The organism is Pseudoduganella sp. jia 9, assembly GCF_055502615.1.
On sequence record NZ_JBUPWE010000012.1, the window covers coordinates 255,214 to 281,100 of the forward strand.

At 66.5% G+C, this 25,887-nt stretch carries 12 protein-coding genes; 6 read left to right on the forward strand and 6 right to left on the reverse strand.

Annotated elements, in window-relative coordinates:
- Nucleotides 1-121 precede the first annotated feature (121 nt).
- A complete protein-coding gene (locus ACY34H_RS17810) occupies nt 122-1,084 on the reverse strand; it encodes a phasin family protein (protein WP_464978803.1) in 963 nt (320 codons plus the stop codon).
- A 193-nt stretch (nt 1,085-1,277) separates the two neighbouring features.
- On the opposite strand from ACY34H_RS17810, the gene ACY34H_RS17815 reads away from it, so the two are divergent.
- Entirely contained in the window at nt 1,278-2,552 is a 1,275-nt protein-coding gene (locus tag ACY34H_RS17815) for an amidohydrolase family protein (protein ID WP_464978804.1), read from the forward strand.
- Nucleotides 2,553-2,568: 16 nt separating this feature from the next.
- Here ACY34H_RS17815 and ACY34H_RS17820 read toward each other — a convergent pair whose 3' ends face one another.
- Both ACY34H_RS17820 and ACY34H_RS17825 read right to left on the reverse strand, forming a co-directional pair.
- On the reverse strand, nt 2,569-5,871 hold the full coding sequence (locus ACY34H_RS17820; protein ID WP_464978805.1) for an alpha/beta hydrolase-fold protein: 3,303 nt from the start codon (nt 5,869-5,871) through the stop codon (nt 2,569-2,571).
- The gene (locus tag ACY34H_RS17825; protein ID WP_464978806.1) at nt 5,868-7,796 is read right to left on the reverse strand and encodes a glycoside hydrolase family 13 protein; all 1,929 of its coding nucleotides are present in this window, start codon (nt 7,794-7,796) and stop codon (nt 5,868-5,870) included. Before ACY34H_RS17825 ends, ACY34H_RS17820 begins: the two co-directional genes overlap by 4 nt.
- A gap of 467 nt (nt 7,797-8,263) precedes the next feature.
- On the opposite strand from ACY34H_RS17825, the gene ACY34H_RS17830 reads away from it, so the two are divergent.
- Nucleotides 8,264-10,996: a TonB-dependent receptor gene (locus ACY34H_RS17830; RefSeq protein WP_464978807.1), complete on the forward strand. Its 2,733-nt coding sequence runs from the start codon at nt 8,264-8,266 to the stop codon at nt 10,994-10,996.
- Between the two features lie 99 nt (nt 10,997-11,095).
- Here the strand turns inward: ACY34H_RS17830 and ACY34H_RS17835 are convergent, their stop codons facing one another.
- Entirely contained in the window at nt 11,096-13,261 is a 2,166-nt protein-coding gene (locus ACY34H_RS17835; RefSeq protein ID WP_464978808.1) for a TonB-dependent siderophore receptor, read from the reverse strand.
- Nucleotides 13,262-13,461: 200 nt separating this feature from the next.
- Complete coding sequence (locus tag ACY34H_RS17840) at nt 13,462-15,375, reverse strand: M2 family metallopeptidase (protein ID WP_464978809.1); 1,914 nt, start codon at nt 15,373-15,375, stop codon at nt 13,462-13,464.
- A gap of 108 nt (nt 15,376-15,483) precedes the next feature.
- Between ACY34H_RS17840 and ACY34H_RS17845 the strand changes: the two genes are divergently transcribed.
- The 4 genes from ACY34H_RS17845 (at nt 15,484) to ACY34H_RS17860 (ending at nt 22,931) form a co-directional block, all read left to right on the forward strand.
- Entirely contained in the window at nt 15,484-17,880 is a 2,397-nt protein-coding gene (locus tag ACY34H_RS17845) for a TIM-barrel domain-containing protein (RefSeq protein WP_464978810.1), read from the forward strand.
- Nucleotides 17,881-18,064: 184 nt separating this feature from the next.
- Nucleotides 18,065-19,390, forward strand: coding sequence for an MFS transporter (locus ACY34H_RS17850; protein WP_464978811.1), 1,326 nt, complete (start codon nt 18,065-18,067; stop codon nt 19,388-19,390).
- Nucleotides 19,391-19,611: 221 nt separating this feature from the next.
- A complete protein-coding gene (locus ACY34H_RS17855) occupies nt 19,612-21,243 on the forward strand; it encodes an alpha-D-glucose phosphate-specific phosphoglucomutase (RefSeq protein WP_464978812.1) in 1,632 nt (543 codons plus the stop codon).
- 20 nt (nt 21,244-21,263) lie between these two features.
- Nucleotides 21,264-22,931: an alpha-amylase family glycosyl hydrolase gene (locus ACY34H_RS17860; RefSeq protein ID WP_464978813.1), complete on the forward strand. Its 1,668-nt coding sequence runs from the start codon at nt 21,264-21,266 to the stop codon at nt 22,929-22,931.
- Nucleotides 22,932-23,071: 140 nt separating this feature from the next.
- Here ACY34H_RS17860 and ACY34H_RS17865 read toward each other — a convergent pair whose 3' ends face one another.
- Nucleotides 23,072-25,807: an alpha-1,6-glucosidase domain-containing protein gene (locus tag ACY34H_RS17865; RefSeq protein WP_464978814.1), complete on the reverse strand. Its 2,736-nt coding sequence runs from the start codon at nt 25,805-25,807 to the stop codon at nt 23,072-23,074.
- Nucleotides 25,808-25,887 lie beyond the last annotated feature (80 nt).

A 25,887-nucleotide genomic window follows, 5' to 3' on the forward strand; every position in this document is an offset into this window, starting at 1 on the left:
GACATATCCTTCGGTGAAGCCCGCAAGGATACATCAGGCTGGCAGAGCGCGTTGCCGGGTCCGTGCGGACCCGGCGGCCCGGGGAGGGGCGTTGGCGTTACTTGCGTTGCTACTTGCGTTGCTACTTGCGCGACTTGCCCGGCGCCGAGCGGGCCGGCTTGTTGTCGGCCAGCGCGGCCAGCGCTTCGGCAACGGGTTTCGCGGCAGGCTTGCGCGAATTTTTCGATCCGGACGGCTCGGCGTCGAACAGCGGCGCCGTCGTTTCGGCAGCTTCGGCGGCAGCGGCGATCGGTGCCGCCACGGGTGCCGCCACGGGTGCTTGCGCGGCCGCGTCGGTCACGCGTTCCACTGCTTCGCTGACCACGTCGGTGGACGACGGCGCTGCTTCGGCTGCCCTGGCGATGTTGTCGCTGGCGGCTTCCACCGCGTCGCCGCCAGCCTTGGTGGCCGCTTCGGTAGCATCCTGCGTGGCCTTCGCGGCTGCCGTGGCAGTATCCTGGGCGGCATCCTGCACGGTCGCGGCGGCCTGCTCGCCTTGAGCGGTCGCCGTCCGGGCGGCTTGCACCGTGCTGCTGGTGGCGGCCTGCGCCGCATCGCTTGCCGCGTGTGCTGCATGGGAAGCTGTTTCGGTGGCGCCGCTGGCGGCCGATTGCGCGGCCTCGGCGGCGGCATTGGTGGCGGCCGTCGCCGCGTTGACCGCGGACTCGGACACCTGCGCCACGACCGGCGCGGCGAGCGTCAGCGCCTTGGCCGGCACGGCGCGCAGGCGGTCGGTCGCCGTTTGCAGGAAGGCCTGCTGGGTCTGGCTTGCAATGGAAAACAGCTCGCGCTGGTACGCCACCAGGCTTTCGATGGCGGAAGCGGGTTTGGCCAGGTCGAGTACCGCGCGCGAATCCCTTGATTCGATCAGCTGGCGTGCCGCGGCGGTGCCGCGTTCGGCGGCATTGCGTGCCGTGCTGAGGTTGAGTGCCACGATCTGTCCGGCGCCGTCGACGGTGTTCTTCAGGACGCTGTTCAGGAAGTTGAGCTGGCTTTCCAGCTGCGACTTGCCCGTTGCGGATATTTGTTCGGTAATCGAAGACATGAGCTCTCCTAAGAACAAGGAATGGTGCGTTGCAATAAAGGCATTCTAGCGATGAAACAAGGCATTGGAAAGCGCTTTGTGCTTTCTTTATTCGTTGGTTAATGCACTGCAACATCCATTTCCGATGTAAGCGTTGCGCATTGCCGACCGTTGTCCCTACAATCGGCCATCGTCATCTTTCCGGAGTTCATGCATGGAATTCGTCATTCGCAACGCCACGCTGCCCGACGGCCGCACCGGCATCGACATCGCCGTGCAGGAAGGGCGCATTGCCGCGGTCGCGCCGCGCCTGGCCGTGACGGCCGCGCGCGAGATCGATGCCGAAGGCGACCTGGTCGCGCCGCCGTTCGTCGATGCGCACTTCCACATGGATGCCACGCTGTCGTATGGCCTGCCGCGCGTGAATGCCAGCGGCACGCTGCTGGAGGGTATCGCGCTGTGGGGCGAACTGAAGCCGCAACTGACCCAGGAAGCGCTGGTCGAACGCGCCATGCGCTATTGCGACTGGGCAGTGGCGCGCGGCCTGCTGGCGATCCGCACCCATGTCGACGTGTGCGACGACCGGCTGCTGGCAGTGGAGGCGCTGCTGGAAGTGAAGCGCCGCGTCGCGCCTTACCTCGACATGCAACTGGTGGCCTTCCCGCAGGACGGCCTGCTGCGCAGCCCCACCGCGCTGGCCAACCTGAAGCGGGCGATCGGCATGGGCGTCGATGTCGTCGGCGGCATTCCGCACTTCGAGCGCACCATGGCCGACGGCGCCGAGTCGGTGCGCGTGCTGTGCGAATTCGCCGCGGCGCAGGGACTGATGGTGGACATGCACTGCGACGAATCGGACGATCCGCTGTCGCGCCACATCGAGACGCTGGCCTTCGAGACGCACCGCCTCGGCCTGCATGGCCGCGTGGCCGGCTCGCACCTGACGTCGATGCATTCGATGGACAATTACTATGTGAGCAAGCTGCTGCCGCTGATCGCGGAAAGCGGCGTGGCGGCGATCGCCAACCCGCTGATCAATATCACGCTGCAGGGCCGCCACGACACCTATCCGAAGCGGCGCGGCATGACGCGCGTGCCGGAACTGATGGCGGCCGGCGTCACCGTGGCATTCGGCCACGATTGCGTGATGGACCCGTGGTACGGCATGGGTTCCGGCGACATGCTGGAGGTTGCCCACATGGGCCTGCACGTGGCGCAGATGACGAGCCAGCAGGCGATGCGCGCCTGCTTCGCCGCGGTGACCGAAAACCCGGCGAAGATCCTGGGCCTGCAAGGCTACGGCCTGGAACCCGGCTGCCACGCCGACCTGGTGCTGCTCGATGCGGCCGATCCGGTCGAGGCGATCCGGCTGCGCGCCGCGCGCCGGCTGGTGATGCGACGCGGCCGCGTGGTCGCCGAATCGCCGCGCGCCGTGGCCCGGCTCGACCTGCCGGGCCGCCCGTCCAGCGCCGACTTCCGCCAGCTGCGCTGAGGAGCCCGGCGGGGCCTTACCGCCTGCTTCCGCGCGGCTGGGCGGCCGGGAAGAACCACGCCAGGGCGCGGTGCACGCGGCCGGCCCAATCCTGCTCGTTGTGGATGCCGCCTTCGTCTTCCACGTACAGCAGGTTGCCGCCTTCGCGCCAGCCATTGTCCAGCAGCGCCTTGCGGAAGGCGCGTGTGCCTTCGATGCCATCCATGCCGGTGCCGCCATCCACGTACAGCCGTACCGGCGTCGTCGCGGCACGCGGCGCGGTGCCGACCAGCGCGCCGCCGTTCCACCAGAACGAGCCGGACACGATGCCGGCGTGGCCGAACACGTCGGCGTCGTGCTGCGCCATGTGCAGCGACGCCAGGCCGCCGAACGACGAACCCATGACGGCGGTATCGGCCCGGCCGGGCAGCGTGCGGTAATGGCTGTCGATCCAGGGCTTGACGGTATCGGCGAGGAAGCGGCCATACGCCGCCACCTTGCCGCCGCCGACGCGCGCATCGCAGCACGGCGTGTACTCGGCGTTCCGGTCCGGCGTGTTGTCGACGCCGACCACGATGATTTCCCGCATGCCGCCCTGCGCGGCCAGGCGGTCGGCGACTTCGTCGATGTGCCATTCGGTGCTGTAGGCCGTTTTCTGGTCGAACAGGTTCTGGCCGTCGTGCATGTACAGCACCGGGTAGCGCCGGCCTGGATTGCTGTCATAGCCGGCCGGCAGCCAGATGCGCAGCTTGCGCTCGTTGCCCAGTTGCGGCGAGGCGAATTTTTCCACGATGTCGAGGCGCCCCCTTGCCACCGGCGGAAGTGCCGGGGCGCTGGTGGCCAGCAGCCGGATGCCATGGATGTCGGCCCGGTTCATCGCGCCCGCCTTGCCGCCGGCATCGGCATACGTGGCATTCGACTGCAGGCTGCTCATGTTGAGGAAGTCGGCCAGTTCGACGGTGTGGCTGCCGGCCTTCAGCTGCGCGGCCAGCGGTGTCGAATACACCGTCTCGCCGGCAGGGGAGTGCGGCAATTGCACGACGCCTTGCGCAATGACGGCGCCGCCGGCGTCGCGCACCTTCATCCACTTGACGCCGCCGGTGATGCCCAGGTTGACCTGGTGCGCGTTGTTGCGGTAGCGGACCTGCACGGCGTACGTGCCGGCCTGCCGGACGGCGAGGGTGGCGGCGAACGTATCGGCCGGCGCGCCCCAGTTGCGGATCACGCCGTTTTCAGCGGGAACGCTGGAGACGATGCGCGCATCGCCGGCGGGAATGTCGAGCGCCGTGCCGATGCAGGCGGGCGCGCTGTGGTGGCTGCGGTTGCCCGACACAGGGAACACCGCTTCCACCGCATAGCAGGACGCCGCGCCGGGCTTCGGATCGGTCCACGCCGCGGCCTCGATGCCGGCCGCCACCAGCCGGCCATCGCGGTACACGTTGTAGACAGCGCCTGACGCCGGCTTCGCGGCGAACGCCAGCCTGCCTTTCGCGGCCGAGACGATCGCCGGTTCGGGCGGCGAGAACACCGCGGGATCGACGGCCAGCGGATCGGCGGCCACGCGCGTCAGCGCCTGCCGCCCCGGCTGCAGGGGGCCAAGCTGCACCACGATCGTGTTGCGTTCGGCCAGGTCGGCCCACCTGATGCGGGAATCGACCGGCTTGCCGTTCAACAGCACCTGCTGCACCGGGAAGTAGCCGCTGGCCTGCTGCTGCTGCTGCTGCTGCTGCGGCAGCACCACCTGCACGTCGATCGCATGCCCGCGCAGCTTCAGGCCGGCGAGCGTGGCGCTGCCGGCGGCCTGGAATGCCTCGTTGCGCAGTTTCGACGTGATGAACGGCTTCACCTCGATGCCGTCGTTCGTGGTCGACACGCCGAACACGCCGCCCACCATCGCGCCGGCGAAGCCGCCGACGGACCACAGCTGGCGGCGCGAATTGACCACCGGGCCGGCCAGGTCGGGCTTGCCGCCGCCGCTCGGATCGAACATCGGCAGCCCCGTCAGCCATTCGAAGTTTTCCATATTGGAGGCGTTGACGGCCGCCGCGCGCAGCAGCGTGTCGTAGCCGGCATCGGCCGCTTCGACGTTGCGCACCTGGATCGCCGCCTTCAGGCCATAGGCGGTGACGAACGGCCAGATCGCGCGGTTGTGGTACACCGCGCGGTCCGGCTGCTGCGGCCAGATCACCGGGGCGCCCATCGGCCCGTGCGGATAGCGTGCGACGATGCTGCCCGCCTGTTCCGCATCGGCCACGCCGGCAACGATGGCCAGCGCCTGGCCCAGCCAGTCGAACTTGTACTGGGGCACACCGTCGAAGTGGCCGGCGGTCAGGCTGCTGTACATGCCCGCATCCTTCAGCCACAGCCGGTCGTTGATGGCGTCCTTCAGCTGCACCGCCCAGCCGCCGTAGCGCTGCGCGGCGGCGGCATCGCCCTGTTCCTGCGCCAGTTGCGCGGCCAGGGTCAGCGCCTTGTAGTGGGCCACGTTGGTCGACAGCGCCTTGGCGGTCGCCATGTGCGCCAGCTGGCCGGGGATCCAGCTCGCATAGGTCTGCTCGCGCCAGTCGAGGAACGATTCCTCGCCGTTGTACAGGCCGGCGGCCGGATCGAACACGGCCACCCGGTCGATCTCGATCGTGTTGGCGAGTGCCTTCAGGGCGACGGGCACGAACGCCGCGCGCTCGGCGGGCGGCAGCGCCTTCAGCGCCTCGTCGGCGCCGAAGGCCCAGGTCACGCGGTCGGTGCTGACGGGCCAGCTGCCGCCGCTGCCGGTATCCTGCACGATCTGCAGGCCGTCGGCGCTGCCCGGTACGTCGGCCGGCTTGGCGAAGCCGTCGCGGTAGCCCGACAGCTTGAACTGCAGCGAGTTGCGTACCCGTTGCGGATCCAGCATCCCCAGGCCCAGGCCGGCCGCGTAGGACAGGTCGCGCGTCCACACGTAGTGCCATTTCTCGCCGGTTTCAAAGCATTCGCAGGGGATCGGCTGGCCGGCGCGCTTGTCGTCCACGTTGTAGCTGTCGTCGCGGATGTGGGATACGGCATCCTGGCGCATCTCGGCCATCGCCATCGCGAACAGCGCATCGAACGCCAGGTTGCCGCTGCGTACGCGCGGCAGGTCGGCGCTTTCGGCATACGTGACCTGCGCCGGATCGCCGTCGCGCAGCTTCATCGTGGTGCCGTGCGTGTAGGTGCGCAGCGAGGCATCGGCATCCGGCGTGCCGAAGCGGGCGGTTTCCTGCTTGCCCCAGGAGCCGAAGGGGATGGCCAGCTCGGTGGCGTGCAGGGAGCCGGCGGCCAGCATGGTCAGTGTGGCGGCGGTGGCGATGAGGGTGCGCTTCATTTGAGCTCCAGGATGATGGCCGTGCGGGCCGGCAGCGTGACACTGCGTTCGAGGTTGAAGATGTGTCCGGTGATGACGTCGGTGCCGGCGGCGGTGCCGTCGAGCATTTCGCCGAAGCGGGCCGTGTCGAGCGTGACGGGCCGTGCGTTCTTGTTCAGCGCGACCATCACTTTTTCATTGCCCCGGTAGCGGAAGAACACGTAGGTATCCTGCTCGGGCCCGAAGTGCATGGTGCGGCCGTGGTGGACGACGCTGGCGCCCTTGCGCCAGTTCAGCAGCTTTTTCAGGAAGGCCTGCGCCTCGCGCTGCTGCGCGGTAAGTCCCGTGCCGGTGAAGGCATCGACCTTGTCGCCCGGCCAGCCGCCGGGAAAATCGTGGCGGTACGATGCATCGTCGCGGCCCTGCGTGGTGCTGCCCATCAGGATCTCGGTGCCGTAGTAGAACTGCGGGATGCGCGGCGCCGTCAGCACGTAGGCCATCGCCATCTTCCACAGGCCCATGTCCTCGTTCAGCACGCTCCACGTGCGGGGCAGGTCGTGGTTCCCCTCGAACAGCACCAGGCGGTGCGGCGCCGGGTACAGGTGGTCCTGGGCCAGCGTTTCATACAGGTCGTTCAGGCTGAAGGTGCCATGGTGGCTGTCGGCAGCCCCGCTGGCGAGTCCGCGGCGCAGCGCATCGTTGAGCGGGAAATCCATCAGCGACGGCATGTGCGACACATAGCCATCATGGTTCCGCTTGCCCTGCTGCCAGCGCGCGACGACCGGCACGCGCGTGCTCCATTCCTCGCCGACCAGGTTCAGGTTCGGGTACTCGTCCAGCACGCGGCGCGACCATTCGGTGAGAAAGGCATTGTTCGAATAGCCGTACGTGTCGACCCGCAGCCCCGAGAGGCCGGCGTATTCGATCCACCAGACGGTGTTCTGGATCAGGTAGTTCGCCAGGAAAGGATTGGCCTGGTTCAGGTCCGGCATGCCGCGCGAGAACCAGCCTTCGGTGAAGTTGCGGGCATCGGCGCGGCTGCCGTACGGATCGCCGCTGGCCACGCGGTGATGCTGCGTCGGCACCGGCTTGCCCCCGTAGCCGATCCAGTCCGCCATCGGCAGATCCTTCATCCACCAGTGGTTGGCGCCGATATGATTCAGCACCACGTCCTGGATCACGCCGATGCCGCGTTCGCGCGCGCTGGCGACAAAGGCGCGATAGTCCTCGTTGCTGCCGTAGCGCCGGTCGATGCGGTAGAAGTCGGTGGCCGCATAGCCATGGTACGAATACGCCGGCATGTCGTTCTCGAGCAGCGGCGTGGGCCAGACCTGCGTGAAGCCCATGCCCGCCACGTAGCCGAGATGCCTGGCCATGCCGGCCAGGTCGCCGCCGTGGCGGCCGCCGCCGGCCGCGCGGTCGGCCTTGTCGGCCAGCGCCGCAACGCTGTCGTTTGCCGGATCGCCGTTGGCGAAGCGGTCCGGCATCACCTGGTAGATGGCATCGCGGCCGCCGAATCCCTCGCGCTCGCGCGAGCCCGGCGCGCGGGGCAGCAGGCGGTAGCGGTACGTCAAAACGGGCCGCTTCGGTTCCGGCCGCGCCGCGCCGGCCGGATGAAAGGCGATGTCGAAACTGCCCGGCCGCACGTCGGCGGCGAGCGCCAGGTCGATGAACAGGTAGTTCGGATTGGCCACGCGGGTCGTCGTGGCAACGCTGACGCCCGGATAGTCGACAGCCGGCTGCAGTTCGGCGATACGTTCGCCATGCACCATCAGCTGCAGCGTGCGGTGCCGCATGCCGGCCCACCAGGATGCGGGTTCCAGGTGATCGATGCGGTAAGCGGTGGGGCCGCCGGCCACCGTGGGCGGCGGCGCGGCACAGGACTGCGACGCGGCGGCGAACAGCAGCGGCACGGCGCAGGCCGCCAGCAGCAGGGTATGGCGCATGGGTCTCCTCGGCACAGGAACTTCCCTGTTGAAGTAGTGGGACTACAGACTCTTGGGCGGTCTGGTTGGCAATGAAACGTGAGCAGAATACTATGATCGCCGGGCAGGCACAACGCTCGGCATGCTGTGCATCCCTAGTTTTAATACACGCGGCTGACCGAAATGGCGGTTTTGTTACATCTTTACAGTGGAAACGCTAACTTTCCTTCATTTTGTGTAGTTCCACTACAGCACGCTGCCGAGACTTCTGTAGCCGCGATACAACGAAAACACGAAAACGGCCATGCACACGGCTTGAAACGGCCAAATTGGCCGTAATCGGGCTGAACTCCAATTGACACTCGATCTAGTTTTAATACAAAATTCCTACAGGACGTCTGATAGAGCGGCCGCAATCCTTGGATTCCCATGTAGTCGAGCTAGTTATTGATCGTGGGAAAAAATCGTAATTTAGTGAGGGGACTTCCATGAAATTCTTCGCGCCTCAGCGCAGCACGCGCACGGCCCTGCAACTGAGCCCGGTAGCTACCGGCTGCGCAATCTTCATCGCCGCGCTGGCCGCACCGGCGGTCGCGCAGGAACAGACCACACCGGCTGCCGAGGCGCCGATCGCCACCGTGACCGTGACCGGCATCCGCCGCGGCATCGAGGATGCCATCTCCGTGAAGAAGGAGTCGTCGTCGATCGTCGAAGCCATCTCCGCGGAAGACATCGGCAAGCTGCCGGACGTGTCCATCGCCGAATCGATTGCCCGCCTGCCGGGCCTGGCCGCCCAGCGCGTGGCCGGCCGCGCCCAGGTGATCTCGGTGCGCGGCCTGTCGCCGGACTTTTCCACCACGCTGCTGAACGGCCGCGAACAGGTTTCCACGGGCGACAACCGCTCCGTCGAATTCGACCAGTACCCGTCCGAGCTGCTGTCCGGCGTGACGATCTACAAGACCCCGGACGCGGGCCTGATCGGCCAGGGCCTGTCCGGCACGATCGACCTGCAGACCGTGCGACCGCTGAACTTCGGCAAGCGCACCGTGGCAATGAACGCCCGCGCCGAGCATAACTCGCTGGGCAGCATGGCCAATACCAAGTCGCTGGGCAACCGCTTCTCCATCAGCTACATCGACCAGTTCCTGAACCGCAAGCTGGGCGTGGCGATCGGCTTCGCGCACCTGGAATCGCCGGTGCTGGCCAATGAGACCGGCATCTATGAACCGTGGAAGACCGATGCGCGCGCCGGCCTGCCGGCAGGCACCACCGCGACCGACGGCATCAAGGCGCTGTCGCGCACCGGCTACAACCGCCGCGACGGCCTGATGGGCGTGGTCGAGTACCGCCCGAGCAAGCAGTTCACCTCGACGCTGGACTTCTACGCGTCGGTGTTCAAGCACGAGGACACGGCCAACCAGTTCGAAGTCAACCTGTCCGGCTGGAACGGCGACCTGCAGCCTTCGCCGTTCTACTCGAACCTGACGAAGAACGGCAATGCCATCAGCACCGCCATCGCCAACAATGTCTACCCGCTGGTGCGCGGCATGTACACCAACCGCCGCGACGACATCCGCGCGCTGGGCTGGAACAACGAATGGCGCCTCGACGGCGTGAAGCTGGTGGCCGACCTCTCCTGGTCGAAAGCCAAGCGCGATGAACTGGGCCTGGAAAACAACCTGCAGCTGGGCGCGGTCAACAACGCGCAGTATCTCGATACCGTGAACCTGGCCTTCAACGGCGGCACGTTCCCGACCATGGCACCAGGCCGCGCCGACTACAGCGACGCCTCGAACCTGTATGTGAAGAACACGATCTACGGCTCCGGCTACGGCAAGGTGCCTTATGTGGAAGATGAGCTGAAGAGCGTGAAGCTGGCGGCCAACTTCCGTGCGCCGGAAACGCTGGAGAACTGGTTCTCCGGCTTCGACATCGGCGTCAACCACAGCGACCGCTCGAAGGACAAGGACCAGCCGGAAGGCAACATCAACCTGGCCGGCAACCCGACCACGATCGATCCGTCGCTGCTGTACGGTTCCGTCGACCTGGGCTTCGCCGGTGTCGGCAACGTACCGGCGTGGAACGTGCCGGCCGTCGTCGCGCGCTACATGACGTTCAATCCGACCGCGGGCAGCGGCGCCATCCTGATCAAGAACTGGTCGGTGCGCGAGAAGATCTCGACCGCCTACGCCAAGGCAAACATCGAGCACGAATTCGGCGACATCTCGCTGCGCGGTAACGTCGGCGTGCAGGTCCAGCACACCAAGCAGTTCTCCGACTCGAAGTACTTCAACGGCGCGCTGGCCAGCGACCAGCAGGTACAGCCTATCCACGACGGCAAGTCGTACAACGACTGGCTGCCGAGCATGAACCTGAACTTCGGCCTGCCGAACGACCAGACCGTGCGCGTGGCAATGGCCAAGCAGATCGCCCGCCCGCGCGTGGACCAGCTGCGCGCCGCGCTGGACTTCGGCGTGTCGGACACCACCTTCAAGCCGGGTGCTTCGGGCGGCAATGCGCAGCTCGATCCATGGCGCGCCAAGGCGTTCGACCTGTCGTATGAAAAATACTTCGGCAAGAAGGCTTACGTGGCCGCGGCCTTCTTCTTCAAGAAGCTCGACACGTACATCTTCACGCAGACGAAGACCTACGACTTCTCGGCGTTCGTACCAGGCACCAAGGCAAATACGGTATTCGGCGACTACAAGGCACCGTACAACGGCAACGGCGGCACGATGCGCGGCATCGAACTGTCCGGCTCCCTGCCGCTGAACATGCTGACGCCGGTACTGGACGGCTTCGGCATCGTGGCTTCCGGCACCTACACCGACAGCAATATCGCGATCCAGGAACCGGATGGCTCGATCGGCCAGAACATCCCGCTGCCGGGCCTGTCCAAGCGCGTGACGAACCTGACCGTGTACTACGAGAAGAACGGCTTCGAAACCCGCCTGAGCCAGCGCAAGCGTTCCGACTTCGTCGGCGAGATCGGCAACTTCGCCGCCGAACGTTCGCTGCGCTACGTGGTGGGCGAGAGCATCCTCGACTTCCAGATCGGCTACACGTTCCAGAACGGCCCGCTGAAGGACATGGGCATCGTGCTGCAGGCGAACAACCTGCGCAACGCCGCCTACGAAACCTACAACGGTTCGAAGAACCAGCAGCTGGAATACCAGAAGTACGGCCGCACCGTGCTGCTGGGCGTGAACTACAAGTTCTGATCCGCCTTTCTGCATGCAGAAAGCCCCGTCGCGCAAGCGGCGGGGCTTTTTTTGCTCATGGTGTCCGACACCAGGCGGCGCATCCGCCAGCGAATCCCTCTACCAGAGATAGCGCGCCGTCAGCATCACCGTGCGCCGCTGGCCGTAGAAGCAGTCGCCGCGGGCGATGCAGGTGGTGATCTGTACCTTGTCGGCCAGGTTGACGGCGTTCAGCGCGAAGCGCCATGGGCCGGTCTGGTACGCGAGCAGGGCGTCGACCAGCGTGGCGGACGGCGTTTCCAGCGCGTCCGTGCCATCCCATGACGTGCCGAGATAGCGCACGCCGGCGCCGGCCGTGAAGCCGTCCACGCCGCCGACCGAGAAGCCGCGCGACAGCCAGGCCGACACGTTGTGCTTCGGGATGCCGGACACGCGCTTGCCCAGGTCGGCGCCATTGCTGCGCGAGATGCGCGCGTCGGTGTACGTGTATGCCGCGGTCCAGTCCCAGCCGCGCACGCCGCCGGCCGTTTCCAGCTCGGCGCCGCGCACCTTCACTTCACCCAGCTGCAGGCTGTTCTGCGGATTGGCCGGATCGGTGGTCTTGCGGTTCTGGTCGCGCAACTGGTACAGCGCCAGCGATGCCGTGACCGCGGCGGCGGGCTGCCATTTCACGCCCGCTTCCCACTGCTTGCCGCGCTGCGGCTTGAACGGGTTGCTGTATGCATCGACGCCGCCCAGCGGCAGGAACGACTCGGCATAGCTGATGTAGGGAGAAAGGCCGCCATCGGCCAGGTACAGCAGGCCGACGCGTTTCGTGTTGGCCTTGTCGTCGGTGCGGGACGCGGGGCGGCCTTCGATGTCGTTCTCGGCATGGTCGCGGCGCCAGCCCAGCACGCCGACCCAGCGTTCGTCGAACTTGGCCTGCTCCTGCACGTAGAACCCTTTCTGGTGCAGCACCGCGGTGGGCTGGTGCGCCAGCGACGCGGGCGCCGTGAAGTTGCCGTACACGGGGTTGTAGACGTCGAGCGCGGCGGCGGTGCCGCGCCCGGTGGCCTGGCGCGTCTCGGCGCGCTGCACGTCGAAGCCGGCCAGGAAGGTGTGCTGCCAGCGGCCGGTGGCGAATTTCGCCTCCAGCTGCGTGTCGAACAGCAGCGTGTCGAGGGCGTTGGCCTGCTGGATCAGGTCGCGCTCGATGGTGCGGTTGTCGGCGTTGAACACGGGGCGGCCCGGGCGGTTGCGCGACGGGATGGCCGTGAAGCTGGTGTAGGCACTGCGGTAGTCGACCTCGGAATTGCTCTTGCGGGCGTTCTGGCGCAGCACCACGGTGTCGCTGAAATGGTGGTTGAACTGCCAGCCGAACGACGTCTGGTCCGTCTTGTAGGCATCCCAGCCCGGTTCGCCGGTGAAGGTGTCGGTCGGGATCTGGCCGTATTGCGACGGCAGCAGCGTGCCCTGCCACGGGAAGAAGCCGATCAGCGAGCCGCTTTCGTCCTGCTGGCGGAGGGCGTGCAGCGTCAGCGAGGTGTCGGCATTCGGCGCCCAGGTCAGCGACGGCATCAGGACCTTGCGGTCGTCAGCCACGTGGTTGACCTGGGACCCGCTGTCGCGGCCGATCGCCACCACGCGCAGGCGCCAGTGGCCGGCATCGTCCAGCACTTCGTTCAGGTCCACGCTGGCCTGCTTGCGGTCATGGCTGCCGATCTGCACCTGCACCTCGCGGCGGCGTTCGGCCAGCGGCTTCTTGGTCACGTAGTTGACCACGCCACCGACGCTGCCCTGGCCGTACAGCACCGACGACGGGCCGCGCAGCACTTCCACGCGTTCCAGCATGAAGGGGTCCGGGCGGGTGGTGTTATAGAAGCCGAAGTTGTACTGCAAGCCATCCACCAGCGAGGTGGGCGAACCGCCGCGCGAGGTGATGCTGTCGCCGCGGCTGTCGAACGATGCCGAGACCAGGCCGGCCGTGTAGTTCAGCGTCTGGCGCAGCGTTTGCGCACCCTGCAGCTGCAGCCGTTCGGCCGGGATCACGGAAACCGATTGCGGCGTCTCGATCAGCGGCGTATCGGTCTTCGTTGCCGAGCCGCTGCGCCGGGCCACGAACTCGTCTTCGGTCTTGCTGCCTTCGATCTTCACGACGGCGACCGGGGCGGCATCGGCTTCGGCCGGGGCGTCGGCCGGCGCGGCTGCGTGGGCGGGTGCCCAGGCGCACAGCAGCGCGAATGTCAGCGGATGAGCTCTGAAACTGGTGAGAAGGCCGGCCCGTGCCGGCTGGGAGAACTGCGCCATGAAACCCTTCCTGATGGTGGCTGAGGTAGCGGGCTGGCGGCGGCTGGCTGCTTTAATTGTTGAGTGGAACAGTCAAGTATAACTGGTACGTGTCAGAACGACAAGGCCCGGCGAGCCGGGCCTGTCTTCGCATCGTGGCATCTGGTCAGGGCTCCATCCGTACGGCGTCGAAGAACCAGCCATCCTCCCGCGCACCGGGATCACCCCTTCTGCTGCGCCGCCAGCAGCCGGTTCTGTTCGTCGAGCCAGGCCTTCAGCGGCGCGAAGTATTCGAGCAGGGCGCTGCCGTCGATGCTGTCTTCGCCGCTGATGGCCTTCAGTGCTTCCGGCCACGGTTTGCTGGTGCCCAGTTCCAGCATTGCCTGCAGCTTCCTGCCGGCCTTCTCGTTGCCGTAGATCGAGCAGGCGTGCAGCGGGCCTTCGTGGCCGGCTTCGCGGCACAGCGCGCGGTGGAACTGGAACTGCAGCAGGTGGGCCAGGAAGTAGCGCGCGTACGGCACGTCGGCCGGTACATGGTACTTGGCGCCGGCGTCGAAGCCGCCCGGCAGCGCGGGCACGGGGCGCCGGATCCCCATGTATTCCTCGCGCAGCCGCCACCAGCTGCGATCGTAGTCGGCCGGCTGCGTCTTGCCGGCGTAGACGTCCCAGCGCCAGCGGTCCACCATGTAGGCCCATGGCAGCACGGCCACCTTCGACAGCGCGCGGCGCAGCAGATCGTTCATTTCCGCCTGCGGGTCCGGGTCTTCGTTCGCGAGCCCGATCCGCTTCAGGTAGGCCGGCGTGATCGACAGCGCGACGGTGTCGCCGATCGCCTCGTGGAAGCCGTCGTTGGCGCCGTTGCGGAACAGTACCGGCTGGTCCCGGTAGGCGAGGAAGTAGTAGACGTGGCCCAGTTCATGGTGGATCACCGCGAAGTCCTCGGCCGTGGGATTGATGCACATCTTGATGCGCACGTCATCCTGCCCGTCGATGGTCCATGCCGAGGCGTGGCATACCACGTCGCGGTCGCGCGGCTTCGCCAGCAAAGAGCGTTCCCAGAACGTGGCCGGCAGCTTCGGCATGCCCAGCGACGTGTAGAAGCGCTCGGCATATTCGGTCATCTGCTTCGGCGTGGTCTTGCGCTGTTCCAGCACCTTCGTCAGGTCGACGCCGGCGGCGCCCGGCTTCGGCTGGAGCAGCGGGTAGATGTTGTCCCAGGTCTGGCTCCACATATTGCCGAACAGATGGGCGGGGACCGGGCCGGTCAGCGGCACCACGTCCGGCCCGTAGGCGGTGCGCAGCTTGTAGCGGGTGTATTCGTGCAGCGCGTCGTAAAGCGGCTTCACCTGCAGCCACAGGCGTTCCATCTCGAACGCGAATTCGTCGGGCGGCATGTCGTAGCCGGAGCGCCACAGCGCGCCGGTGTCGGCGTAGCCCATCTCGCGGGCGCCCTTGTTCGACAGCTGCACGAAGTCGGCATAGCGGCCCCTGTATGCGGGCGCCTGCGCATGCCAGCCGGACCAGGCATCGAGCAGCTTCGCGGGATCGCGGCTGGTGGCCAGAATCTTTTCCAGTTCGCCCAGCGGCATGCAGGGGCGGCCGTCGGTGGGGCAGTATTTCGCCTTGCCGTAGGCGCCGGTCAGCGCGGCCCGCGCGGCCGCGTAGGCAGCGCGTTCCTGCGGATCGGACAGCATCAGTGTCAGCTGCAGCAGTTTCAGCTTGCGTGCGTCGGTATTGCTCAGGTTCAGTTTGTTGTAGCGGCGTGCCGCCAGCGCTGCCTGGCCAGCGGCATCGAGCTGCAGTTCGCCGAAGTACGCGGCGATGGCTTCGGTATCGTCGGTGATGAAATTCGCGCCCACCCAGTCGGCGCGGGCCTGTTCGGCATTGAGCTTGTCGAGCCGCGCCTCGGTCTGCGCCAGGAAGCGCTTGGCTTCGGCCAGCGCAGGGCCGGCAGGCGCCTTTGCCGCGGCCTTCGCCTTCGCCGCAGACTTGGCCGCAGACTTGGCCGCAGGCTTAGCCTTGGCGTCAGGCCTCGATTGCGCTTTCCTGTCCGGCTGCGCGTACGCCATGCCGGCGCCAGGCGCGAGCAGCATGACCATCGGCATCAGCGCCAGCACCAGCGGCTTCGTGTCCATCGTTCCTCCGATCGCGTGAATGAAGCGCCCAATATAGCGCAAGCGGACTTGTTTTCATGTCGCTGTTTTGTCATGCTCTCGGCATTTCTCCAACTCCCATCGGCATCCATGAAAATCATCACGACCGCCGCGTTCGCTCTCACCTTCGCGCTCACCATTGCCAGTCCACTCGCCGTTGCGCAGAACGCCGCGCGCCATGTGCAGGAATGGAGCGAGAAAGATGGCGTGCTCCATATCGTCACCAATGACGGGCGCTACCAGATCAGGGCGTATTCGGCGTCGATCGTCGAGACCACGTTCATCCCGAACGGCGAACGCTTCGATGCGCGTTCCCACGCCGTGGTGCTGGCGCCGGCCGGTACGCAGCCCGTTGTGAAGGAGACGGACGGCCGCATCGAGTTCGCCACGCCGGGCATCGCGGTAACGATCGAGCGCCGTCCCCTGCGCATCGCCTACACGTACAAGGGCCAGCCGCTGGTGGCGGAAAAGCTGGGCTACACGAAGAAGAACGGCATGGAAGCACTGGAGTTCGCCCTCGATGCCGACGAGGCGCTGTACGGTGCCGGCGCGCGCGCCGTGGGCATGAACCGCCGCGGCCACCGCTTCCAGCTGTACAACAAGGCGCACTACGGCTACGGCAACCGCTCGGAACTGCTGAACTTCACGATTCCCGTTGCGCTGTCGTCGAAGAAGTACGCACTGCACTTCGACAATCCGCAGGCCGGCTGGCTCGATTTCGACAGCCGCAAGGATGGCACGCTGTCCTATGAGACGATCGGCGGCCGCAAGACCTACCAGGTGGTCGCCGGCGATGCCTGGAGCGACGTGATGGCGGGCTACACGAGCCTGACGGGCCGGCAGCCGCTGCCGCCGCGCTGGGCGTTCGGCAATTTCGCCAGCCGCTTCGGCTACCACGACGAGAAGGAAGTGCGCGCCGTCGTCGACCGCTTCATCGACGAAAAGATTCCCCTCGATGCGGTGGTGCTGGACCTGTACTGGTTCGGCAAGGAGGTCAAGGGGACGATGGGCAACCTGGCGTGGGACAAGGACAAGTTCCCGAACCCGCAGCGCATGCTGCGCGACCTTCAACGCAGGGGCGTGAACACGGTGGTGATCACCGAGCCGTTCGTGCTGACGACGTCGAGCCGCTGGCAGGAGGCGGTGGACGCGAAGGCGCTGGCCACCACGAAGGAAGGCCAGCCTTATACCTATGACTTCTTCTTCGGGAACACTGGCCTGGTCGATATCTTCAGCCCGCAGGGCAGGAACTGGTTCTGGAGCATCTACAAGCGCCTGAAGGAACAGGGCGTGGCCGGCTGGTGGGGCGACCTGGGCGAGCCGGAACTGCACCCGGCGGCCCTGCAGCATGCCAGCGGATCGGCGGACCAGGTGCACAACATCTATGGCCACGACTGGGCGCGGCTGATCGCCGAAGGCTATGCAAAGGACTTTCCGGACGAGCGCCCGTTCATCCTGATGCGGGCCGGCTACTCGGGTTCGCAGCGCTTCGGCATGATCCCGTGGTCGGGCGACGTATCGCGCAGCTGGGGCGGATTGCAGTCGCAGATGGAAATCGCGCTGCAGATGGGCATGCAGGGCCTGGGATACATGCACTCCGACCTGGGCGGCTTTGCCGGCCCGGTGCTGGACGACGAGCTGTACGTGCGCTGGCTGCAGTATGGCGTGTTCCAGCCGGTGTTCCGGCCGCACGCGCAGGAAGAGGTGCCGGCCGAACCGGTGTACCGCGCGCCACGTGCGAAGCAGCTGGCGGCCGAAGCGATCCGGCTGCGCTATGCGCTGCTGCCTTACCACTACACGATGGCGTTCGAGAACAGCACCACCGGCATGCCGCTGATGCGCCCCGTGCTGTTCGAGGATACCCAGAACGACGCGGGTGCGCTCGCGTCGACCTACCTGTGGGGCGGCAGCTTCCTGGTCGCGCCGGTGACCGAACCGGGAGCGAAGCGCAAGGAGGTGTACTTCCCGACCAAGGGCAGTGCATGGTTCGATTTCCATACGGGCGAGCGCCATGGCGGCGGCATCCTGGAAACGGTGGACGTGACGGCCGAACGCATTCCCGTCTACGTGCGTGCCGGCGCGTTCGTGCCGATGGCGCCGGTGGTGCAGTCGACCCGGGACTACACGGGCCGCAGCATCGACCTGCATTACTGGCACGACGCCGGCGTGACGGCATCGTCGGGCATGCTGTACGACGACGACGGCGCGACCGCCGATGCCTACCGCAAAGGCAAGTACGAGATCGCCCGCTTCACCGCCGCCGCGCAGCCCGGCACGCTCGACATCGGCATCGCCACCGAAGCGGGCAGCGCCGCCGTGCCGGTAGTGCGCGCTTACACGCTGCACGTGCACGGCATCGCGAAACCGAAGCGCGTACTGCTCGACGGGCGTGCGCTGGCATTCACGTGGGATGCGAAAACGCGCGTGGCGAAGGCCGTGCTGCCGGCCCGCGCGACGCTGGCGGCAAAGGTCTCCGTGCAGCTCTAAAAAATGGGGACGGACCCTGTTTTCTGAGAAATTTCCTTAAAAACAGGGTCCGTCCCTATTTTTCTGTTGTTTGACTACAAAGCCGCCGGAATTCGGCGTTTTGAAGGCGGATTCCGCATTGACTGGCTTTCCAGTGCATGTTATTTTGTTACAAATAGAATAGCGCACACATCGGAGACCGCGGATGCATTCTTCTTCCACCAAGCCCCGGCTGTCGTTCTGGCAGCTGTGGAACATGAGCTTCGGCTTTTTCGGCATCCAGTTCGGCTTCGCGCTGCAGAATGCCAACACGAGCCGCATCTTTTCCACGCTGGGGGCCAATCCCGATGAGCTGCCGCTGCTGTGGCTTGCCGCGCCGGTCACCGGCCTGCTGGTGCAGCCCATCATCGGCTACCTGTCCGACAATACCTGGCACCCGAAATGGGGCCGCCGCCGGCCGTTCTTCTTCTTCGGCGCCGTGTTCGCGTCGCTGGCCCTGTTCCTGATGCCGAACTCGCAGGCGCTGTGGATGGCGGCCGCCGTGCTGTGGATGATGGATGCGGCGATCAACGTGTCGATGGAACCGTTCCGCGCCTTCGTCGGCGACAAGCTCGATCCTTCGCAGCAGACGGCCGGCTTCGCGATGCAGACCTTCTTCATCGGCTGCGGCGCGGTCATCGCGTCGCTGCTGCCGACCATCTTCTCCGACTACCTCGGCGTGAGCAACGTGGCGGTGGCCGGTGCGATTCCGGACTCGGTGCGCTATGCGTTCTACGCGGGCGGTGCGGTGTACCTGCTGTCGGTGCTGTGGACCGTGTTCACGGCCGACGAACTGCCACCCGAGAACCTGGAAGAATTCCATCGCGAGCGCAGTGCGGGCAAGGGCCTGGGCCATGCGCTGGCCGAGATCTTCGGCGGCTTCGGCCGCATGCCGAAGACGATGGTGCAACTGGCCTTCGTGCAGTTCTTCACCTGGGTCGGCCTGTTCGCGATGTGGATCTACACCACGTCCGCCGTGGCCGAGAACGTGTTCGGTACGGTCGATGCAACATCGGCCGCCTACCAGGATGCCGGCAATTATGCCGGCATCATGTTCGCCGTGTACTCGGGCGTGTCGGCGCTGGCCGCGTTCATCCTGCCGGTGTTTGCCCGCGCCACCAGCCGCAAGACGGTGCACATGGTCTGCCTCGCCATCGGCGGCCTGTCGCTGGCCAGCGTTTTCCAGATCCATGACAAGCAGGCGCTGATGCTGCCGATGATCGGCGTGGGCATTGCCTGGGCCAGCATCCTGACGATGCCGTACGCGATCCTGGCCGGCGCATTGCCCGCCAAACGGATGGGCTACTACATGGGCGTGTTCAATTTCTTCGTCGTGATCCCGCAGATCGTCTCCGGCCTGCTGCTGGGCTTCGTCACCACCCATTTCTTCGGCGGCCATACCGCCAGCACGCTGGCGCTGGGTGGTGCCTCGATGCTGGTTGCCGCCGCGTTGACGCTGTTCGTGAAGGACACCGCGCGGCGCGCCGAATAACGCTGGTGAGCCTGGAAGACAGCCGATGATGTGCCGGCAATGAGAGCGAATGGCGGGAAACGGGTCGGCAATGAGCCGGCAAGAAGCCGGCAAGAAGCCGGGAACATCGCGAGGAGCGTGCTCCTGGCTGGGTCGATTTCTCCATGATCCGCGCGCCATCGCCCACTGGATCGCGGTAGGCTGGGATGTTAATCTTCAGGTAACACCACAGCGGAGCAAACATGGCAATTCAGACGATTCAAACCACGCCCATCGCCGGCCAGCGGCCGGGAACTTCCGGCCTGCGCAAGAAGGTCGGCGTTTTCCAGCAAGCGCATTACCTCGAGAATTTCGTGCAGAGCGTGTTCGATACGCTCGGCGACCTGTCCGGCAAGACGCTGGTGCTCGGCGGCGATGGCCGCTTCCACAACCGTGCCGCGATCCGCACGATCCTCAAGATGGCCGCGGCCAACGGGGTGGCGCGCGTGCTGGTGGGACGGGGCGGCATCCTGTCCACGCCGGCCGTGTCGTGCGTGATCCGCAAGCACGAGGCGATGGGCGGCATCATCCTGTCGGCCAGCCATAACCCCGGCGGGCCGGACGGCGACTTCGGCATCAAGTACAACATCGGCAACGGCGGCCCGGCACCGGAAGCGGTAACCGAAGCAATCTACCAGCGCACCACGACCATCACCTCCTACCGTATCAGCGATGCGCCGGACCTCGACATCGACCATGGCGGCCGTTCCTATGTGGAGCAGATGCAGGTCGAAGTGATCGATCCGGTGGACGACTACGCGCAGCTGATGGAACAGCTGTTCGACTTCGAGGCGATCCGCAAGCTGTTCGCCAGCGGCTTCACGATGCGCTTCGACGCGATGCACGCGGTGGGCGGCCCGTATGCGAAGGCGATCATCGAAGGCCGGCTGGGCGCGCCGGAAGGCACCGTGATCAACTGCGTCCCGCGCGAGGATTTCGGCGGCGGCCATCCTGATCCGAATCCCGTCAACGCGGCCGAACTGATCGAGCTGATGGCGCGCGACGATGCGCCCGATTTCGGCGCCGCTTCGGACGGCGACGCGGACCGCAACATGATCGTCGGCCGCAAGTTCGACGTCACGCCATCCGATTCGCTGGCGATCCTGGCCGCCAATGCGCAGGTGGCGCCGGGCTATCGCGGCGGCATTGCCGGCATCGCCCGTTCGATGCCGACGTCGCGCGCGGCGGACCGCGTGGCCGAGGCGCTCGGCATTCCCTGCTACGAAACGCCGACCGGCTGGAAGTATTTCGGCACGCTGCTCGATGCCGGGCTGGCCACGCTGTGCGGCGAGGAAAGCTATGGCACCGGCTCGAACCATGTGCGCGAGAAGGATGGCGTGTGGGCCGTGCTGTTCTGGCTGAACCTGCTGGCCGTGAAGGGCCGGTCCGTGCAGCAGATCGTGGAAGAACACTGGCAGCGCTTCGGCCGCAACTACTATTCGCGCCACGACTATGAAGGCATCGATGCCCACGCCGCCAAGGTGCTGATGGACGACCTGCGCGTCAAGCTGGCCGCCCTGCAGGGCGTGGAGATGAACCACTATACGGTCGATTTCGCCGACGATTTCGAATATACCGATCCGGTCGACGGCTCGCGGGCGTCGCAGCAGGGCGTGCGCATCGTGATGACGGACGGTTCGCGCATCGTCTACCGGCTGTCCGGCACGGGCACCGAAGGAGCCACGCTGCGCGTCTACCTGGAACGCTACGAGGCCGATCCCGAGCAGCACCACATTCCCACCCAGCAGGCGCTGGCGGCGCTGATCGCCATTGCCGACAGCGTGGCCAACATCGCCTACAACACGGGGCGCAGCAATCCCACCGTGATCACTTAACCCACCCTTGGAAAGGTCGCATGAAGCTCACATCCATTGCATTGTCCACTTTATTGGCGGTAACCGGCACTTCCGCGCTGGCGGCGCCGCCAAAACCGATGCCGTTCATGTGGGAGAACGCGACCGTTTATTTCCTGCTCACCGACCGCTTCGCCAATGGCGACAAGGCGAACGACCTGCAATACGGCCGCAAGGCGGATGCCGCGCCGCTGCGCGGCTTCCTGGGCGGTGACCTGAAGGGGCTCACGGCTAAGGTGAAGGAAGGCTATTTCGACAGCCTGGGCGTGAATGCGATCTGGCTGACGCCACCCGTTGAGCAGATCCATGCCGGTACCGACGAAGGCACCGGCATGTCGTATGGCTTCCACGGCTACTGGGCGCGCGACTTCACGGCCATCGATGCCAACCTGGGCACCGAACAGGACTTCCGCGACTTCGTCGACGCGGCCCATGCGCGCGGCATCCGCGTGCTGCTGGACGTGGTGATGAACCACACCGGCCCGGTGACGGAAGCGGACCCCGTATGGCCGGCCGACTGGGTGCGCACGTCGCCCACCTGCGCGCACAAGGACGCGCCGACGACGATCTCGTGCACGCTGGTGGCGAACCTGCCGGACGTGCGCACCGAAAGCGATGCGCCGGTGGCCCTGCCGCCGGCACTCGCCGAGAAATGGAAGAAGGAAGGGCGCTACGAGCGCGAGGTAAAGGAGCTGGACGATTTCTTCGCCCGCACCGGCTACCCGCGCGCGCCGCGCTTCTACCTGATGAAGTGGCATGCGGACTGGATCCGCAAGTACGGCATCGACGGCTACCGGGCCGACACCGTCAAGCATACCGAGGCGGGCGTGTGGAAAGAACTGCGCACGGTCACCGAAGCCGCGCACGATGAATGGAAAAAGGCCAATCCCGGCAAGGTGCTGGGCGACGGCAAATTCTTCACGGTGGCCGAAGTGTATGGCTATGCGATCGGCAACGGCCGTGCCTTCGACATGGGCGGCGGCGTCACGACCGACTTCTTCGCCAATGGCTTCGACAGCCTGATCAACTTCAGCCTGCCCGCCGACGCCAAGGGCGGCTACGAGAGCATCTTTGCCAGGTATTCGGCACAGCTGCATGGCCCGCTGCAGGGCAAGTCGGTGCTCAATTACGTCGACTCGCACGACGACGGCAATCCGTTCGATGCCGCGCGGGCAAAGCCGTTCGAATCGGCCAACAAGCTGCTGCTGGCACCGGGTGCCGCGCAGGTCTATTACGGCGACGAGACCGCGCGGCGGGTCGACATCGCCGAAGCGGTCGGCGACGCCAAGCTGCGTTCCCTGATGAACTGGGACGAGCTGGCAAACAACGCGCAGCGCGACGGCTACCGTGTCGCCGACGTGCGTGCCCACTGGGCGAAGCTGGGGCAGTTCCGGCGCGCCCACGTATCGATCGGCGCCGGCGTGCATGCCAAAGTGGCCGATGCGCCGTACACGTTCTCCCGTTCCTATGCCGGCAATGGCCTGAACGACAAGGTCGTGGTGGCGCTGGACGTCCCGGTCGGCAAGCCGGTCGCGATCAAGGTCGGCGGCATCTTCGCCAACGGCACCAAGGTGCGCGACGCCTACGCCGGCACCACCTACACCGTTGCCAACGGCGCCGTGCGCACCGGCGGCAAGTTCAACACCGTGCTGCTCGAAGCCGTCCGCTGAAAGTTGCTCGAAAAATGGGGTACGTCCCCATTTTTCGAGCAATTACTGGCAGGAGCGCCACACTTTTGTTGTAAAAAATCTGGGGACTGTCCCTCCCAGGGGGACTGTCCCCGAATTTTTGGCAACAGCTTTTGTGGCTTTTATTCCACGAAGACGACGGCGGTGCGGGGCGGGATGGTGAAGCGGCCGGTGGATGGGTCGTAGCGGGCTTCGCTGGCGCGCCGGTCGGCGGCGGCTGGCGAGGCGTGGACGGGGTGCAGCTTCCAGGTGCGCCCGGTCTCCTGCGGCACGACGATCGATCGGGCGGCCTTGTCGACGTTGAGCAGGTACAGCACTGCCTTCAAGCCGGCGCCGTCGTAACCGGTGCCGTCGAGCCGGCCGGCGATCACGGTCGGCACCTGCGCGGGGCCAGTATTGTAGAAGCGCAGCCGCTGTGTCACGTCATTCGCGGTGCGCAGCCGGAACAGCGTGCTGCTGGCGCGGATCGCCAGCAGGTCGCGGAAGGCGTCGCGCGCGAAGGCGATGTCGGCAGGGGCGGGCCTGAATGCCGGGTTGGCCAGCAGCGGCCGGAACAGCGCGTAGTCCTTGCCGTTGTCGGCCGCCGGCGGCAGGCCGGTGCCGAAGTAGTTGTCGCGGTAGGTCCAGTCCAGCCGGTTGAACCAGTCGCCCGATTCGAAGCTGTTGCGGTCCAGCGACTTGGAGCGCAGGATGTCGAAGCCGGCATGGAAGTAGGCCACGCCCTGGCTGAAGGCATTGATGGCGGCGGCCAGCACCTGCACGCGGGCGCGGTCGGCGGTGGAGGTCGACGCCGGCAGGCGCAGCACGTTCAGGTCGTACAGCGTCTGGTTGTCGTGGTTTTCCACGTAGTTCACCACTTCGCCCGGTTCGCTCGCGTAGCCGGCCGGCTGGCCGCCGTAGTCGATGCGCTGCAGCTCGCGCACTTCGCCCGTATGCACCTGCAGCGGATAGCTGCGCAGCGTGCCCGCCAGGCCCACCTTGACCAGGTCGGCGGCTTTCAGCAGGTCGGCGGACGGATGCGTCATGCTGCCGTTCGGGTCGTAGACGAGTCCATTGACATAGCCCTGGCGCGTCATCATGTCGCGCCCCGCGTCGCCGGCACCGCCGCCGCGCACCGCATCGCGGCCGCGGTCGCTGAAGGTGCCGATGCCGCTGCCGTTCAGCGCCAGCTGCGATGCCTGCACGAAGCGCTTCCCATCCGCCACTTCGCCGAAGTTCCAGCCTTCGCCGATCAGGTTGACGTGCCGGCCAGCCGCCGCGTTCACGCGCCGCTGCAGCGTTTCCATCACGCTGCGCGGCTGGTGGCCCATCAGGTCGAAGCGGAACGAATCGATATGGTAGGCCTGCGTCCACAGCACGCTCGAGTCGACCATCAGCTTGCCCATCATCCGGTGCTCGGTGGCCGTGTTCTCGCAGCAGGTCGAACGCTCGATCGCACCCTTGGTATCGAGGCGATGGTAGTAGCCGGGCACCACCCGGTCCAGCACCGACTTTTCGTCCTGGCCGGCGGTGTACGTGTGGTTGTAGACGACGTCCATGCCGACGCGCAGGCCGGCGCGGTGCAGCGCCTGCACCATCTGCCGGAACTCGAGCACGCGCTTGCCGCCGTCCGCCGGATCGGTGCTGTAGCTGCCTTCCGGCGCGCTGTAGTGATACGGGTCGTAGCCCCAGTTGTAGCAGTCCGCCAGCTTGCTGGCGCCGATCAGTTTTTGCTGGGCGTCGCTGTCCGCCGCGCCGGCCGGCGCCGGCGTCACGCAGCCTTTTTCGGGAATGCTGCCGATGTCGTAGACGGGCAGCAGGTGCACGTCGGTCAGCCCGGCCTGCGACAGCGCGCGCAGGTGGCGCATGCCGTCCGAGCCCGATTCCAGGAAGGCCGTGTACTTGCCGCGGTTCGCCGCGCTCACGGTCGCGTCGCCGATCGAGAAATCGCGCACGTGCAGTTCGTAGATCGACATGTCCGGCTGCGCGGTCACCTTGGCGGGTGGCGCGTCGCTGTCCCAGCCGGCCGGCTTCAGGCGCGGCGACGCCAGGTCGGCGATGTAGCTGCGCCGCGAATCGGTGGTGAGGCTGACCGAGTAAGGATCGGTGACGAGGTTGCGCACGATGCCGGCGCCCGGTACATGCACGTCGACGGCATAGCGGTAGTACTTGCCGTCCAGGTTGCCGGCCAGCGTGGCCGACCAGATGCCGGTCTGCGGATCGAAGCGCAGCGGCGTGGCGGCGCGCGAAGGGCCGGTGCCCTTGTCGTACGTGCAGACGGCAACCTTCCGCGCGGTCGGCGCCCACAGCTTGAATGTGGTGGCGCCGGCGCGCAGAGTCGCGCCCAGGTCCGGCACCGCTTCGGCGGCCGCATACAGGTCGTCCAGTGCGCCGGCCACCTGCACGCGGGTGGCATCGATCACGGTGCCGTCCGCGGCCTCGCTGACCAGCAGAAGCGCGCCGCGGTGCAGGCCGGCGATGCGTGCCACGTCGGCCTCGCGCAGCGCGAACACGGGGCCTTCGCCAAGGTAGCGCAGGTGGTCCGGCACCGTGGCAGTCGTGACGTCGAGCGGCAGGAAGCCGTCCGCGCCGCCGACCTTGCCGCCGGCGGGCGCTGTCAGCGCCGCGTTCTTCGCGTGATACAGGCGCGTGCGGGCATCGGCACGGGCACCCGGCCAGGCCAGGGTACGCCGGTCGATCCATGCGGCGCGCGCGTCGAATGCGGCCGCGGCGGGGGAAAGGATGGCCTGGAAGCCGTCGCCATCGCACAGGGCGGCGGAAGAAGAAGCGGCGTGCGCGGTGCCCGCCGATGCAGCCAGCGCGGCAAGTGCCGCGGCGACGGCGAGACGCAGCGCGCGGCTGCGGTGTGGATGGTCCATGCGTCCCCCTGTTTCAATGGGGACGTATGGTAAAGGAAGCTTGCGACTACAGCCATGCTGTAGTCGCACGGGGATCAGAA

What these genes read in the sequence shown, in the direction of transcription:
- ACY34H_RS17850 (WP_464978811.1), top strand. Translation starts at nt 18,065, where the DNA reads ATGCATTCTTCTTCCACCAAGCCCCGGCTGTCGTTCTGGCAGCTGTGG.
- ACY34H_RS17825 (WP_464978806.1), bottom strand. Translation starts at nt 7,796, where the DNA reads ATGCGCCATACCCTGCTGCTGGCGGCCTGCGCCGTGCCGCTGCTGTTC.
- ACY34H_RS17865 (WP_464978814.1), bottom strand. Translation starts at nt 25,807, where the DNA reads ATGGACCATCCACACCGCAGCCGCGCGCTGCGTCTCGCCGTCGCCGCG.
- ACY34H_RS17810 (WP_464978803.1), bottom strand. Translation starts at nt 1,084, where the DNA reads ATGTCTTCGATTACCGAACAAATATCCGCAACGGGCAAGTCGCAGCTG.
- ACY34H_RS17815 (WP_464978804.1), top strand. Translation starts at nt 1,278, where the DNA reads ATGGAATTCGTCATTCGCAACGCCACGCTGCCCGACGGCCGCACCGGC.
- ACY34H_RS17845 (WP_464978810.1), top strand. Translation starts at nt 15,484, where the DNA reads ATGAAAATCATCACGACCGCCGCGTTCGCTCTCACCTTCGCGCTCACC.
- ACY34H_RS17855 (WP_464978812.1), top strand. Translation starts at nt 19,612, where the DNA reads ATGGCAATTCAGACGATTCAAACCACGCCCATCGCCGGCCAGCGGCCG.
- ACY34H_RS17860 (WP_464978813.1), top strand. Translation starts at nt 21,264, where the DNA reads ATGAAGCTCACATCCATTGCATTGTCCACTTTATTGGCGGTAACCGGC.
- ACY34H_RS17820 (WP_464978805.1), bottom strand. Translation starts at nt 5,871, where the DNA reads ATGAAGCGCACCCTCATCGCCACCGCCGCCACACTGACCATGCTGGCC.
- ACY34H_RS17830 (WP_464978807.1), top strand. Translation starts at nt 8,264, where the DNA reads ATGAAATTCTTCGCGCCTCAGCGCAGCACGCGCACGGCCCTGCAACTG.
- ACY34H_RS17840 (WP_464978809.1), bottom strand. Translation starts at nt 15,375, where the DNA reads ATGGACACGAAGCCGCTGGTGCTGGCGCTGATGCCGATGGTCATGCTG.
- ACY34H_RS17835 (WP_464978808.1), bottom strand. Translation starts at nt 13,261, where the DNA reads ATGGCGCAGTTCTCCCAGCCGGCACGGGCCGGCCTTCTCACCAGTTTC.